The organism is Halomonas sp. BC2 (assembly GCF_002078115.1).
GTDB classification, from domain to species: domain Bacteria; phylum Pseudomonadota; class Gammaproteobacteria; order Pseudomonadales; family Halomonadaceae; genus Vreelandella; species Vreelandella stevensii.
Window position 1 is genome coordinate 197,684 of the sequence record NZ_LFGT01000012.1, and the last position, 14,059, is coordinate 211,742.

Below are 14,059 nucleotides of genomic sequence, written 5' to 3' on the forward strand. Positions count from 1 at the left end.
CCCAATGAAAGTGCTGTTGTTGGAATACGAGAAAACCAAGGCCAGCATCCGTGCCAAGGTCGAGCACCAATTTCATGTCATCAAGAACCTCTTCGGCTACCGGAAGGCTCGCTACAAGGGACTGGCCAAGAATCAGGCGCAGCTGTTCAGCCTGTTCGCCCTCGGCAATTTGGTGCTGGCTCAGCGATGCGAAGGCCGAGTTGACGGGGCCGGTACGTCTTGAGTTTGGCCTGATAGCCGGATAACCCGCTTGGCAGGGAAAACCGACCACTTGAGGTGGTCAAACCGTGATCGTCGACGCAGTGATTGAGACACACTGAGCCCCTCAGTCGCTCGGAGCCGAATTGATCAGCGGTTCCTTAGGTTGTACTTTTATTTGACTTATTTTTTTCGATAAATAACATCATGCTATTGAAATTTAATGAATTTTCAGCTCGAGAAATCATCAATTATTTTTTATAATTAAAAAGAATTAAAAAAAATAATTCAAAAGTAAGAAAATAAATAAAAACTTAAAATACAAGTTTTTATTTAATTAATCCTAGCTAATAAAAATTACAAAGTATAAATTGTGAGCAAAAAAATATTGACCAGAAGAATATGGGTAGCTAAAAATAAATACACCGGAAACAAAAATTAGGACTTAGAAAATGAATTCAGAAATAAATAGTGCAAATATGGGATATGGAAATTTAGAAATAATGGAAAGAAAAGGGGTGCTAAGTCAATAGGAAATACACCTTGCTGCTGAAATGGATTCCCTAAAAGAAGATTCTCTTATTTATTTTAACGAACTATGCAATGTCAATATTAAAGCCGAGGTTGTAGTTGAAAAGGGCTTAGTGCATGGCAGTATTAGGGCAAGATATATGAGTGATGCTGCTTGTCTAGCTTTTAAAAAGCATGCAAAAAAATGATTTCTTTAAATGAATTATGATTAGGGTGTTGATGATGAAAACAAGTTCTATAAATAAACTTGAATCTAATTTTGATTCTGCGATTTTACGCTTAAAAGAGTTTTTGTCGATTGAATCTATTTCAACTGATATAAGTAAGTTAAGTGATTGTCATGCTGCTGCAGACTGGGTTTTTAATGAACTCAATAGTATTGGGTTTAGAAGCAAAAAGGTCGTTGAAGGTGGCTTGCCTGCTATTATTTCTCATGGTCCCGTTGTCAAAGGAGCTCCTCACGTTTTATTTTATGGTCACTACGATGTTCAGCCTGCAAATGATTTAGATGCATGGATCCTTCCTCCCTTTCAGCCCGATGTGGTTTATAGAAATGAAGTTAAAATTATTCATGGAAGAGGAGCTGCTGATGACAAGGGGCAATTACTCACATTTATTGAAGCTTGTAGAGCGTTATATGAATCTACAGGCATCCCTATTAATATTTCTTTTTTAATTGAAGGTGAAGAGGAAGTTGGCTCACCCTCAATTGAAAATGTAATTAATAAATATCAAAATGAATTAAAAGCAGATGTCGTGTTCATTAGTGATACTTCAATGGTTGAAGATAACACCCCTACCATAGGATGCCAGTTGCGGGGATTTTTGGGAGAAATCATCACAATTAAAGGGCCGTCTCATGAACTTCATTCGGGAGATTATGGTGGGGCTGCGCATAATCCAGCAGCATTATTAGTTCGGGCTATTTCTAAAATATATGAAGATGATGGATCGCTTAATCTTAAAGATTTTTATAAAGGAGTTGATGAAGTTCCCTTTGAAATTTTAAAAGATTGGTTAAAGCTAGATGCTTTTGCTGATTTTTACTTAGAATCTGTTGGCCTTTCTACTCCTTCTGGTGAAAAAGATAGGCATATAATTGAAAAAATTTGGTCACGCCCATGTTTTGAAATAAATTCTATCTTTTCAGGGCATCAAGGGGCTGGATTTAGAACAATTATTCCTTCTACGGCCACTGCCAAAATTAGTTTTAGGTTAGTTGATGATCAAGATCCTGATCATATAAGAGCTGTTTTTCGAAAACATATTCGCGAAAATATACCGGGTGATTGCAATGTTTTTTTTGAATCTTATGGAGCTGTAAAAGCTGTTAAAATGAATTGCCATAGCTCAGAGTTTGTGTTGGCTCAAGAAAAACTTAGGGAAGTATGGGGTAGGAAATGCGTTTTTGCTGGAATGGGTGGATCAATACCAGCAGTTAGTTCTTTCAAAAAACACCTAGGTTTAGACTCTATGTTGCTAGGTTTTAGTCGTTCGAATGATAATATCCATTCTGCTAATGAGAAATTTGATTATGAATGTTTTACAAAAGGGGCTTTGTCTTGGATGTTGATTTTGCAGGGAATGAAAGTTACTCCACCCGAATATGAAATATAGAGTATTGCCAATGAAATGCGTGGACTTGTTTGAGAATGGCGATATGAAGGTAATCAACTTGCTTCCACAGGACGGGGCAGCCTATTACCACGGCAAAATCCTAGATGCTTTTACTGCTGATATGTATTTAAGTAGGTGTGTTGGCGAACTAAGCTGGGAGCATGATCGCGCGTTTATTTACGGCAAAGAGATCGTTACAAAGAGGAAAATAGCCTGGTATGCAGATAAGCCGGTTTCTTATACCTACTCCGGCTACACAAAAAGGGCGTTGGTGTGGCCGGACTTTTTGCGTGAGCTTAAGAAGGTCGTGGAGACCCACTGCGGAGAGGGGTTTAATTCGTGCTTGGGTAATTTTTATAGTTCAGGTGAGGAAGGCATGAGCTGGCACAGTGATGCAGAAAAAGACCTTATTGAGAATGGTGCAATCGGGGCGTTGACCTTAGGCGGCGAAAGGAAATTCTCGTTTAAAAATAAGCAAACAAGGGAGAGTGTGTCGCTTACTTTAGAGCACGGCAGTCTGTTAATTATGCAAGGTACTACACAGCAAAACTGGCTACATAGCCTGCCTAAAACCAAGAAAGATATTGAGCCGCGGGTGAGCCTAACCTTTAGGCAAATGCGCTAGTCATTGGCTTTGGCAGAATCGATATCAGGCTCAAGGCTATTGATAAGGGGCGGGGAGACTAGGTCCTCCCGACCCCTATCAGTTAGTTGCCGCGATTAGGCTGAAAACTTAAGTGGTCGCGAGCTAAATCAGTTGCCCACGAGGGGCAACTGCCGTTGCATTAAGCGACGTGGCTTTGTTGCGTCGTTTTCAGCTCGGTCTCGGGGAAGCGTCGCCAGTGGCGGGGGTGAGCGAATAATCGCTGGCCGCGCTGCAGGTTCAGCCGTTCGAAGTCGGCATGACGCACGGTGGCCAGCCAGGGTTTGGCAAGCCAGTCCGCCTCCAGCTCGACCCGTACTTCGGCCCCCACAGGAGAAAGCGCGGTGACCGTGACAGGCAGGTGGCTTTCCGGGCTGGGTGCTTCAGCCAGGCGCACTTCGTGGGGGCGCAACAACAGCTCTTCGTCACCGTCCGGCAGGTCTACCTGCAGGCGCGCGTCTCCGCAGGTCAGCACACCTTGCTGCACGCTGCCCTCCAGGTGGTTCACGTCACCGAGGAATTCGAACACAAAGCGGTTCTTCGGCGAGCGGTAGAGGGTTTCCGGCGTGTCGATCTGTTCGATACGGCCGTTGCTCATCACCACGACGCGATCCGAAAGCTCCAGCGCCTCTTCCTGGTCGTGGGTCACGAATACGCTGGTGAAGTTCAGCTCATCATGAAGGCGACGCAGCCAGCGGCGAAGGTCCTGACGTACCTTGGCGTCCAGCGCGCCGAAGGGCTCGTCCAGCAGCAGCACGTCGGGTTCTACGGCCAGTGCCCTGGCCAGCGACACACGCTGCTGCTGGCCGCCCGAGAGCTGCGCAGGCAGGCGGTTGGCCAAATGCTGGAGCTGAACCATTTCCAGCAGCCGAAATACTCGTGCACGAATCTCGCCGCTGGAGGGGCGGCGCTTGCGCGGCATCACGGTCAGGCCAAACGCCACGTTGTCGTAGACACTCATGTGGCGAAACAGCGCATAGTGCTGAAACACAAAACCGATGCGTCGGTCACGCACGTGCACATGGGTAACATCACGATCGCCAAACAGAATCTTGCCGGGCGTTGGCCTGCGGTCAGCGCTCTCCAGTCCTGCAATGATACGCAGCAGGGTCGTCTTGCCCGACCCGGAGGGCCCCAGCAGGCCGACCAGCTCGCCCTCATGAATGTCCAGGTTGGTGGGTTCGAGGGCCTGGGTATTGGCAAAATGCTTGGCAATATTCTCTAAGCGAATACTCATACGAGTGCCTCCCGGCGCGATGCGCGCCATTCCAGGCCTGCCTTGGCCGCAAGGGTTAACAGGGCAATCAGCGCCAGCAAGGCCGCGCTGGCAAATGCCCCCACGGCGTTGTAATCCTGATAGAGCTGTTCGAGGTGCAAGGGCAGCGTATTGGTCTGCCCGCGAATAGCCCCTGAGACCACGGAGACCGCGCCGAATTCACCTACCGCGCGAGCATTGGTGAGGATGATGCCGTACAGCAGTGCCCAACGGATGTTGGGTAGTGTCACGCGCCAGAACGTGGTCCAGCCTGAGGCGCCCAGGGTCACGGCGGCTTCTTCTTCGCGGGAGCCCTGGGCCTGCATCAACGGAATCAGCTCCCGAGCGACGAAGGGGCAGGTGACGAAGATGGTGACCATCAGAATGCCGGGCCAGGCAAACATGAGCTGGATGTCATGGGTGTCCAGCCAGCTGCCGATCCAGCCATTGCGGCCGTAGAGCAGCAGGTAGATCAAACCGGCCACGACTGGCGAAACGGCAAAGGGTATGTCGATCAGGGTTTGCAGAATGCGGCGGCCGGGGAAGCTGAAGCGGGTCACCAGCCAGGCCAGCGCGACGCCAAAGACCAGGCAGACCGGAATGGTCATCAGCGCGATGACCAGCGTCAGGCCGATGGCGTGCAGGGTGAAGGTATTGGTCACGTTGGCCCAGAACACCGCCACGCCCTGAGAAAAGGCCTGAGCAAAAATGGCGACCAGCGGCAGCAGCAGAAACAGCGCCGACAGCAGCAGGGCGCTGACGATCAGTACGCGCCGCACCAGCGGCGCATCCCCTACGCGATGCATTAGCCTTTTCCTCCATGCAAGCGGCGCACGAAGCGCCCCTGCCAGATGTTGATGACCAGCAGCAGTGCCAGCGACACGAACAGCACCACTGAGGCGATGGCCGAAGCGCCTGCGTAGTCGTACTCCTGAAGCCGAACGAAGATCATCAATGCCGTGATCTCCGTTTCGTAGGGCATGTTGCCCGCGATGAAGATGATCGCCCCGAACTCGCCCAGAGAGCGCACGAACGCCAGCCCCGTACCGGTGACCAGCGCTGGCCACAGGTGGGGCATGATCACCCGGCGAAATGCCACGCTGTCGGTAGCACCCAGCGACATGGCGGCTTCATCGATCTCGGCGGGCAGGTCTTCGAGTACCGGCTGCACGGTGCGCACCACGAAAGGAATACTGGTGAAAGCCATGGCCAGGGCAATGCCGACCCAGGTATAGGCGACCTGAAAGCCCAGTGGTTCGAGCAGGCGGCCCATCCAGCCATTGCCGGCATACAGGGTGGCCAGGGTAATGCCCGCCACCGCCGTGGGCAGGGCGAAGGGCAGGTCCATCAGCGCATCCAGCAGGCGCTTGCCGGGGAACTCGTAGCGCACCAGCACCCAGGCCAGCAGCAGCCCGAAAACGGCGTTGACCAGCGCGGCCACGGCGGCAGCGCCAATGGTCACGGTGTAGCTGGCCACCACGCGGCCATCGGTGATGATGGCCCAGTACTGGCTGAGGCTGAGCCCCGCCAGTTGGCCAAACAGCCCGGTGATGGGCAGCAGCAGTACCAGCGAGATAAACAGCACGCTGATACCCATGGAAAGGCCAAAACCCGGCAGCACGCGTGTGCTGCCGGATCGCCAGAATGCAAGTTGGCTCATGGGGCTCCGTTAACGACGTTGCAGTTGATCGAGCAGTGCGCCACCTTCGAAATGCGCTTCCATGGCTTCTTCCCAGCTACCAAACACGTCTTCGACCTGCAGCAGCTCGGTCTCGGGGAACTGGTCGGCAAACTCGGCCACGACGGTCTCGTTATGCACTCGGTAGTTGAAGCCTGCCAGCAGGCGCTGAGCCTCTTCGCTGTAGAGGTACTCGAGGTAGCTCTGGGCCAGATCGCTGTTGCCGTTGCGCTCGGCGTTGGGGCCGACCACGGCGACCGGGAATTCGGCCAGGATGCTGACCGGCGGCACGATTACTTCATAATCGTCGCTGCCGTATTCGGTACGGATATTGTTGACTTCGGACTCGAAGCTGATCAGCACATCGCCAATGCCGCGTTCGATGAAGCTGGTAGTGGCACCACGACCGCCGGTGTCAAATACCGCCACGTTGCGCAGGAAGGTGCGCATGAAGTCCTGAATCTGCTCGTCGTCACCGTCGAAAGCTTGATCGGCGAAGCCCCAGGCGGCCAAATAGGTGTAGCGACCATTGCCAGAGGTTTTCGGGTTCGGGAAGACCATGCGGACGTCTTCCTGTACCAGGTCGTCCCAGCTCTCGATGCCCTTGGGGTTGCCCTTGCGCACCAGGAACGCGGTGGTGGAGTAGTAGGGTGATGCATTGTTGTCGAACGCCTGCTGCCAATCTTCCGCGACCAGGCCTGCATCCGCCAGCGCTTGAACGTCGGTGACCTGGTTATAGGTCACTACATCGGCGCGCAGACCCTGCAGAATGGCCCGTGCCTGAGCCGAGGAGCCGCCGTGAGACTGGCTGATGCCGATCTCTTCGCCGTGCTCTTCCTGCCACCAGGCCTGGAACTCAGGGTTGATGGCCGAAAAAAGCTCACGGGCGATATCGTAGGAGGAGTTGAGCAGCTCGCGCTCCTGGGCCACGGCGCTGGTGGAGAGCGTCATGCCGGCAACGGCGGTGCCGACGGCAACGGCCAGCAGGCTACGGCGCAGGCCGTTACGAAATAAGCCGGTACGAAAGAGAGTATTGTGTGTCATGGCAGGCTCCTGATAGCAGGGGGCGACATAGTCGCGATGGTGCTAAGGTTAAACCTGTCATTGTGGAATTACAATTGTGTTTTATATTCTATTTGTGAATATATGAGGAAGGTTAGGCAATGACGCATGCCTTTCATACCGCTCAAGGGCATCATCCTTGCGTGGGGCTGGGCGCAGCGCTCTGGTAAGATAGCGCAATACCGTTAATCCGCGCTAAGGACCCCATGATGAGCACTGCCCAGGATTTCTTGATTGCCCCTTCCATTTTGTCGGCCAACTTCGCCCGTTTGGGGGAAGAGGTAGATAACGTTCTGGCCGCCGGTGCGGACGTGGTGCACTTCGATGTCATGGACAACCACTACGTGCCCAACCTGACCATTGGCCCAATGGTCTGCAAGGCGCTGCGCCAGCACGGCGTGACCGCGCCCATCGATGTGCATCTGATGGTCAAGCCGGTGGATCGCATGATCAGTGATTTCATCGACGCGGGTGCGAGCTACATCACCTTTCACCCCGAAGCCTCCGAGCATATCGATCGCTCTTTGCAGCTGATCCGCGATGGCGGCTGCAAGGCCGGGCTGGTTTTCAACCCGGCAACGCCGCTTAGCTATCTCGATTACGTGATGGACAAAGTGGATATGGTGCTGCTGATGAGCGTCAACCCGGGCTTTGGTGGGCAATCGTTCATCCCGACGACCCTCGACAAGCTGCGCGAGGCGCGGGCAAGGATCGATGCTTCGGGCTTGCCGATCCGCCTGGAGATCGATGGGGGCGTCAAGGTGGATAACATCGCCGAGATTGCCGCTGCCGGTGCCGATACGTTCGTGGCTGGCTCGGCCATTTTCAATGCGCACCAGGCCAGCGACCCCCACGGATACGATAGCGTCATTCAGCAGATGCGAGCTGCGCTGGCCAGCGTCCGCTGATCGAGGCAGGCGCTCAATGTAGCTTCATGCGTGGCTTGAGGTAGCGGTTCAGTTTGTCTACCAGCCAGGCAAGACCCGTTTTTGGCGCGCCATGTATCGACAGCTGATGCATACGATACAAGGAAGCATACGCCTGGCGCGCCAGCCAGCCCTCCAGAAACAGCCCGCGAGAAGCGGAGCTGCGCATCAGGTTGCCCACCGCATCGTAGCGTGCCAGCGATACCAGTGAGCCGTGGTCACGGTAGTGAAACGCGGCCAGGGGTTTCTGTTCCAGGCAATTGATCAGGTTCTTCGCCAGTACCTTGGCCTGCTGATGGGCGGCCTGGGCGCGGGGCGGCACGGTGGCATCCTCGCCTTGTGGGCAGCTGGCGCAGTCGCCCAAGGCAAAAATGGCAGGGTCATCGACGCTTTGCAGGGTTTGGTGCACGGCGACCTGATGGCGCTTGTTGGTAGTGAGCCCCAGCTCGCTGAGGAACTCGGGCGCCTTGATGCCCGCGGCCCAGACGTTCAGGTCGGTATCGATGACTTCGCCATCATTGGTGACCAGATGATACTCCTTCGCCTCCTGAATGGCCGTGTTGACGTGCACGGTGACGCCAAGGCTTTCCAGCTCCTGCTGTACAGTGCCGCTGATGCGTTCGGACAAACCCGGCAGCAGGCGCGGCGCGGCCTCGATCAAGTGTACACTGATGGATTGGTGGTCCACCGCCGTCACCCCGTAGGCGTTCAACAGACGTGAGGCATCCAGCAGCTCCGCCGACAGCTCTACCCCTGTGGCGCCACCGCCGACGATACCGATGGTGAGCTGGGCATGTTGGCGCAGCGATGGGTCGGTGTAACGCAGGAAGGTGTTGATCATGTCCCGCTGGAACGCCTTGGCCTGCTGGGGCGAATCGATGAAGTGGCAATGCTCGGCCACGCCCTGAGTGCCAAAGTCGTTGGAAACGCTGCCCAGTGCCAGCACCAGGTAGTCATAGGTGATCTGCCGAGCGGGCAGCACTTCTTCGCCCTCTTCATCGACGATGGCCGCCAGGTGAATCACCTTCTGTTCACGATCCAGCCCGCTCAGCGAGCCCCGCTGGTAGCGATAGTGATGGGCGGTGGAGTGGCCACGATAGTCCACTTCGTCCATGCTCGAGTTCAACACGCCGGTAGCCAGCTCATGGAGCAGCGGTTTCCAGACATGGGTGGCGTTACGGTCCAGCAGCACGATCTCGGCGCGTTTTTTCTTGCCCAGCGTGTGCCCGAGCTTGGTGGCGAGGGCCAGGCCTCCGGCGCCGCCGCCCACAATCACGATTCGGGGAGTGGCCATTGCTCTCTCCTTGGCTAATATAGCCTCAGCATAGAAGCTTCCACGTGGTATGGGTAATCCCAGGCCGATAAGATGATAAAATTGATCGAGATTATCGCGTCCAGTGCCATGACCAAGGAGCCCGTGTGCATACCATTCTGCAGCAGAAGCAACTGATCGCCTTCGACCTCGATGGCACCTTGATCGATTCCGTGCCCGACCTGGCCGTGGCCGTACAGCAATCCATGCGGGAGATGGCGCTGCCGCTGCCGGGTGAGCAGCAGGTGCGCCACTGGGTAGGCAACGGTGCACAGGTGTTGGTGGAGCGTGCACTCAGTTGGGCGACTTCGTCAGCGCCGGAGCCGGGGCTTGTCGAGGCTGCGCTGGCGGCGTTCATGCGCCATTATGCGGCGGCGCCCAACGCACGCACCGTGCTGTACCCGCACGTGGCGCAAGCGCTGCAGCAGTTGCATGACGCAGGCTTCACGCTGGCACTCATTACCAACAAGCCCGAGCGCTTCATTGCGCCCATTCTGGAGCATTTCGAACTGCTGGCGCTGTTTGCCCACTGCGTGGGTGGCGACTCGCTGCCAGAGAAAAAGCCCAGCCCCGCACCGCTGCTACATATCGCACGTTTGTTGGACGTTGCGCCGAGTGCCTGCGTGATGGTTGGAGACTCACGCCACGATATCGAGGCGGGCAAGGCAGCGGGTTTTGCCACGGTGGCGCTGCCTTACGGCTACAATCACGGCGACCCCATCGAACAGAGCCAGCCGGATGTGCTGATCGAGTCCTTGGCTGAGCTGATCGGCTCTGACGCTTAGGCATCAGTGATCGGCGCGGGCGCCCCCCAGCGCCTCATGCAGCAGCTCGGCGTTGTGCAGCAGCAAGGCAGGGTAATTGTAGGCAGGGCCATCGGCCTCGCTGAGCGTATCGATGTAGAGCGGGCCTGCCAGGGCCAAGCCTGACTCTCTCGCCAAGGCGTCCATGTGAATGTCGGGCACCGTGCTTTCATAAAAGAGCGCAGGCGGACGCTGCTCGGCGAGCTGTATGCTCATCGCCTCCATGGCCGATGCGCTGCCCTGGGTTTCGCTATTGAGGCCCCAGATGGCGCTGTACTCGAACTCGTAGGCGCGGGCAAAGTAGCCCATCGAGGCTTCGCTGGTGATGAGGGTGTGGTTGGTCTGTGGGATGCCCTGCAGCCGCTCTCGTACCTGCTGGTCCAGGGCCAGCAAGGCTTCCCTGGCTTCAGCGGCGCGTTGCTGGAAGGCGTCGGCCTTGCTCGGGTAGCGTTCGCTCAGCGTCTCGGCAATCACATCGAGGTAGGCGGCAGCGCCCTTGGGGTCCATCCACATATGCGGGTCGGGGTTGCCCTTGTACTGGCCCATGGGAATGGTCAGCGGCGACATGGCCGCGTTTTCCGCCAGAGCAGTCAGTGTCAGTGTGTCATCCGCCATGGCCTGTACATGGCGCAGCCAGGGCTCCAGGCCATAGCCGTTGTAAAACACGATATCGGCCTCTTCCAAGGCCAGCACGTTGGGGGGCGTCAGTTCCCAGCGGTGAACATCCTCACCGGGTGGTACGATGGTCACAATGCGCACGTCACTGCCTGCCACGCGTTTCACCAGGTCCTCGATGATCGAGAACGATGCAATCACGTTGATGGTGGCGGTCGCGAAGGCGGGAGGGGCAGCAAGCAGTGCCAAGAGCAACAGCGTGATCGTCCCAGGGAATCGCCTATCCATGTCACGCTCCTAACCCGTAAAAAAACAGCAGATCATAAAGAGTGTTGGGCAGTGTTGCCAGTGTCGGCCACTTCCTATGCAGGGTAGTCGATGAACGCTGCCCCGCCTATTCAGCGAGTGGCCGGGGTGTCCTGCTGCCTTGGCATTAGTCACCGCTAGCCACTGCAAGTAGGCCTTTGGTTGGGGTATCATGCCAGCATGTAGTTCTATGGGTGTCATGGAGTCAGTGGGACGATGGCGAAGGCAATGCAACGGGTATTGATGGTCGATAATTACGATAGCTTCACCTTCAACATCGTCCAGTACCTGGGTGAGCTGAATGCCGAGGTGATGACCTACCGCAACGATGAGATCACCTTGGCGCAAATGGAAGCACTGGCGCCTACCCATCTGGTGATTTCGCCGGGGCCATGTACCCCGAATGAGGCGGGCGTCTCGCTGGCTGCCATCGAACACTTCGCGGGCCGACTGCCCATTCTTGGGGTTTGTCTGGGTCATCAGGCCATCGGGCAGGTATACGGTGGTAAGGTGGTGCGCGCTCCTCAGGTGATGCACGGCAAGACATCTGCGGTGGTACATGGTGGGGCCGGGGTGTTTGACGGTCTGGAAAATCCGCTGGAAGTCACACGCTACCACTCGCTGGTGGTCGACCAGCACAGCTTGCCCGACTGCCTGGAAGTCACCGCCTGGACCGCAGAGAGTGACGTGACGCCGGGGCTCATCATGGGGTTTCGTCACCGCACCCTGGATGTCGAAGGCGTGCAGTTTCATCCCGAGTCGATACTCACGCGCCAGGGCCATGCGTTATTGGCCAATTTCTTGCGACGCGGCTGATCGCCAAATTCATACGCTTTAGGGGCTTATCTGCTCATGCAAATGCGAGACGCAATTAACGCGGTGATGCGCCGCGAAGACCTCTCTTTCGATGCCATGCACGCGTTGATGCGCCAGATCATGACCGGCGAGGCCTCCGATGCACAAATTGGCAGCCTGTTGGTAGGGCTGGCCATGAAGGGTGAGAGCGCCGAGGAGATCAGCGCCGCCGCCCAGGTGATGCGCGACCTGATGAAGCGCGTCACGCTGCATGCCGATAACGTGGTGGATATCGTCGGCACCGGTGGTGATGGCGCCAATCTGTTCAATGTCTCCACGGCGGCCAGTTTTGTGGCGGCGGCAGCCGGTGCCCATGTGGCCAAGCACGGTAATCGCAGCGTTTCCTCGTCATCTGGCAGTGCGGACCTGTTTGATATCGCGGGCATCTACCTTGATTTGAAGCCGGAACAAGTGGCGCGCTGTATCGAGCAGGTGGGGGTCGGCTTCATGTTTGCCCCCAACCACCATCCGGCCATGCGCTATGCGATTGGGCCGCGTCGTGAAATGGGCGTGCGCACGCTGTTCAATATTCTTGGCCCGTTGACTAACCCGGCCGGTGCGCCCAATCAGGTGCTGGGCGTGTATTCCGCCGAACTGGTGCCGCTGATGGCCGAAGTGCTGCGCAAACTGGGCAGTCGCCACGTGATGGTCGTCCACTCCGATGATGGCCTGGACGAAATTTCCCTGGCAGCCCCCACCCAGGTGGCCGAGCTGAAAGAGGGTGAGATCTCCCGCTACACCATTGCCCCCGAAGCGCTGGGCATCGAGCGCCAGAGCCTGGCGGCGCTGAAAGCCACCAGTGCCGAAGATAGCCTGCGGTTAGTAAAGGCATCCCTGAGTGGCGAAGGCGCCGCGGCAGATATCGTGGCCCTGAACGCCGGTGCCGCGCTCTACTGTGCCGGCATAGCCGACAGCTTGAAAGAGGGCGTGATGGTGGCCCAGGATGCGCAGGCCTCCAAATTGCCCCTCGAAAAGCTCAGAGAGCTTTCGCACTTCACCAGTGTTTTCAAAGGATGATCAACGCCATGACAGAGCAGGCTACTCCCACCATTCTCACGCGCATTCTGGCTCGCAAGGACCAGGAGGTCGCCGAGCGCGAGCAGGCGGTTTCCGAACAGGACCTGTTGGCACTGGCGGGTCAGCAGAGCGCGCCGCGCGGCTTCATCGAGGCGTTGAACCAGCGCATCCAGGCGGGTGACCCTGCGGTGATTGCCGAAGTGAAGAAGGCGTCCCCCTCCAAGGGAGTCATGCGCGAGAAGTTCCACCCTGCCGACATAGCCCGCAGCTATGCCCAGGGCGGCGCCGCTTGTCTGTCGGTGCTCACGGATGCCGACTTTTTTCAGGGCCACGAAGATTATCTGATCGCCGCGCGGGATGCCTGCGAACTGCCGGTCATTCGCAAGGACTTCATTACCCACGGCTATCAGGTGACGGAAGCGCGAGCCATTGGCGCAGACTGTATCCTGCTGATCGTGGCGGCGCTGGACGATGCGAAGCTTCGGGACCTGCATCAGCAGGCCAACGCCATGGGCATGGACGTGCTGGTCGAAGTGCACGATGCCGATGAACTCGAGCGTGCTCTGGCGCTGAATCTCAAGCTGGTCGGCATCAATAACCGCAACCTGCATACCTTCGATACCCGCCTGGATACCACACTGGACCTGCTGACGCGCATTCCGGACAGCGTCACCGTGATCACCGAATCGGGGATTCATACCCGTGACGATGTGGAGCGCATGCGTGATCACGACGTCAACGGTTTTCTGGTAGGGGAAGCCTTCATGCGTGAAGAGGACCCGGGCCTTGCATTGAAGCGTCTGTTTTTCTGATCCTGGGGGTCGAAAAAGCGCTGCGGAAAGCGGTTTTCAGGAGAGCTGCCGATGTTTCAGCGTCGCCTGCTGGTGGCACTGTTGGTGTTGATCATGCTGACCCTCGCTCAGGGCGGCGTGGCCGTGTGGGCCATCGACGGCGCTCGGCAGAAGGTAGAGCTGGGCAGGCTTTCCAGTGACCTTCACGCGGGTTTTCTGGCGTTTTCCGACAGCAAGAACCAGCTGCGTACCTGGCTGGCCAACGCTCAACAGGGCGGCCAGCCAGCCGACGTGCAAGAGCGCGATTTCATTCTTCACGAGATGCACACCCATCTTGAACGTTTGCATGTCAACAGCGACCGCCTGGCGGCCAGGATGCAGCCCTCCAGTGAGCTGACGGCTGCGCTGGTCGAGGAGCGCCAGGCGGCGCTGGCGACCTTCGATAAACTG

The 14,059-nt window shown here is 56.4% G+C and carries 15 protein-coding genes; 9 read left to right on the plus strand and 6 right to left on the minus strand.

Features of this window, described 5'->3' with window-relative positions:
- The 3 genes from B7L71_RS09850 to B7L71_RS09860 form a co-directional block, all read left to right on the plus strand.
- A partial coding sequence (locus B7L71_RS09850; RefSeq protein ID WP_139790109.1) for a transposase occupies window positions 1-223 on the plus strand: 223 nt, incomplete at its 5' end.
- 728 nt (window positions 224-951) lie between these two features.
- Window positions 952-2,346: a M20/M25/M40 family metallo-hydrolase gene (locus B7L71_RS09855; protein WP_170919476.1), complete on the plus strand. Its 1,395-nt coding sequence runs from the start codon at window positions 952-954 to the stop codon at window positions 2,344-2,346.
- A gap of 10 nt (window positions 2,347-2,356) precedes the next feature.
- Window positions 2,357-2,971, plus strand: coding sequence for an alpha-ketoglutarate-dependent dioxygenase AlkB (locus tag B7L71_RS09860; protein ID WP_081137606.1), 615 nt, complete (start codon window positions 2,357-2,359; stop codon window positions 2,969-2,971).
- A 160-nt stretch (window positions 2,972-3,131) separates the two neighbouring features.
- On the opposite strand, the gene B7L71_RS09865 is transcribed toward B7L71_RS09860, so the two are convergent.
- From B7L71_RS09865 to cysP, 4 genes are read right to left on the minus strand one after another with little or no spacing between them, the layout of a single operon-like run.
- Window positions 3,132-4,226: a sulfate/molybdate ABC transporter ATP-binding protein gene (locus B7L71_RS09865; RefSeq protein ID WP_081137607.1), complete on the minus strand. Its 1,095-nt coding sequence runs from the start codon at window positions 4,224-4,226 to the stop codon at window positions 3,132-3,134.
- Window positions 4,223-5,050 carry a sulfate ABC transporter permease subunit CysW gene (cysW, locus tag B7L71_RS09870; RefSeq protein WP_016914400.1) on the minus strand — a complete coding sequence of 276 codons (828 nt, stop codon included), beginning with the start codon at window positions 5,048-5,050 and terminating at the stop codon, window positions 4,223-4,225. The genes B7L71_RS09865 and cysW overlap by 4 nt, the downstream gene beginning before the upstream one ends.
- The gene (gene cysT / locus B7L71_RS09875; protein ID WP_081137609.1) at window positions 5,050-5,904 is read right to left on the minus strand and encodes a sulfate ABC transporter permease subunit CysT; all 855 of its coding nucleotides are present in this window, start codon (window positions 5,902-5,904) and stop codon (window positions 5,050-5,052) included. Before cysT ends, cysW begins: the two co-directional genes overlap by 1 nt.
- A gap of 9 nt (window positions 5,905-5,913) precedes the next feature.
- A complete protein-coding gene (cysP, locus tag B7L71_RS09880; protein WP_081137611.1) occupies window positions 5,914-6,966 on the minus strand; it encodes a thiosulfate ABC transporter substrate-binding protein CysP in 1,053 nt (350 codons plus the stop codon).
- Window positions 6,967-7,193: 227 nt separating this feature from the next.
- On the opposite strand from cysP, the gene rpe reads away from it, so the two are divergent.
- On the plus strand, window positions 7,194-7,892 hold the full coding sequence (rpe, locus tag B7L71_RS09885) for a ribulose-phosphate 3-epimerase (RefSeq protein ID WP_016914397.1): 699 nt from the start codon (window positions 7,194-7,196) through the stop codon (window positions 7,890-7,892).
- Between the two features lie 13 nt (window positions 7,893-7,905).
- Here rpe and B7L71_RS09890 read toward each other — a convergent pair whose 3' ends face one another.
- A complete protein-coding gene (locus tag B7L71_RS09890; protein WP_081137613.1) occupies window positions 7,906-9,204 on the minus strand; it encodes an NAD(P)/FAD-dependent oxidoreductase in 1,299 nt (432 codons plus the stop codon).
- A 125-nt stretch (window positions 9,205-9,329) separates the two neighbouring features.
- Here B7L71_RS09890 and B7L71_RS09895 point away from each other — a divergent pair, with 125 nt between their 5' ends.
- Complete coding sequence (locus B7L71_RS09895; RefSeq protein ID WP_081137615.1) at window positions 9,330-10,007, plus strand: phosphoglycolate phosphatase; 678 nt, start codon at window positions 9,330-9,332, stop codon at window positions 10,005-10,007.
- A 3-nt stretch (window positions 10,008-10,010) separates the two neighbouring features.
- On the opposite strand, the gene B7L71_RS09900 is transcribed toward B7L71_RS09895, so the two are convergent.
- A complete protein-coding gene (locus tag B7L71_RS09900) occupies window positions 10,011-10,928 on the minus strand; it encodes a metal ABC transporter solute-binding protein, Zn/Mn family (protein ID WP_081137617.1) in 918 nt (305 codons plus the stop codon).
- Window positions 10,929-11,162: 234 nt separating this feature from the next.
- Here B7L71_RS09900 and B7L71_RS09905 point away from each other — a divergent pair, with 234 nt between their 5' ends.
- The 4 genes from B7L71_RS09905 to B7L71_RS17340 all read left to right on the plus strand — a co-directional run.
- Entirely contained in the window at window positions 11,163-11,762 is a 600-nt protein-coding gene (locus tag B7L71_RS09905) for an anthranilate synthase component II (RefSeq protein WP_170919477.1), read from the plus strand.
- Window positions 11,763-11,798: 36 nt separating this feature from the next.
- Window positions 11,799-12,818: an anthranilate phosphoribosyltransferase gene (trpD, locus tag B7L71_RS09910; RefSeq protein WP_081137621.1), complete on the plus strand. Its 1,020-nt coding sequence runs from the start codon at window positions 11,799-11,801 to the stop codon at window positions 12,816-12,818.
- An 8-nt stretch (window positions 12,819-12,826) separates the two neighbouring features.
- On the plus strand, window positions 12,827-13,630 hold the full coding sequence (trpC, locus tag B7L71_RS09915) for an indole-3-glycerol phosphate synthase TrpC (protein ID WP_081137635.1): 804 nt from the start codon (window positions 12,827-12,829) through the stop codon (window positions 13,628-13,630).
- A gap of 51 nt (window positions 13,631-13,681) precedes the next feature.
- On the plus strand, window positions 13,682-14,059 hold a 378-nt coding region (locus tag B7L71_RS17340), incomplete at its 3' end, for a hypothetical protein (RefSeq protein WP_212636747.1).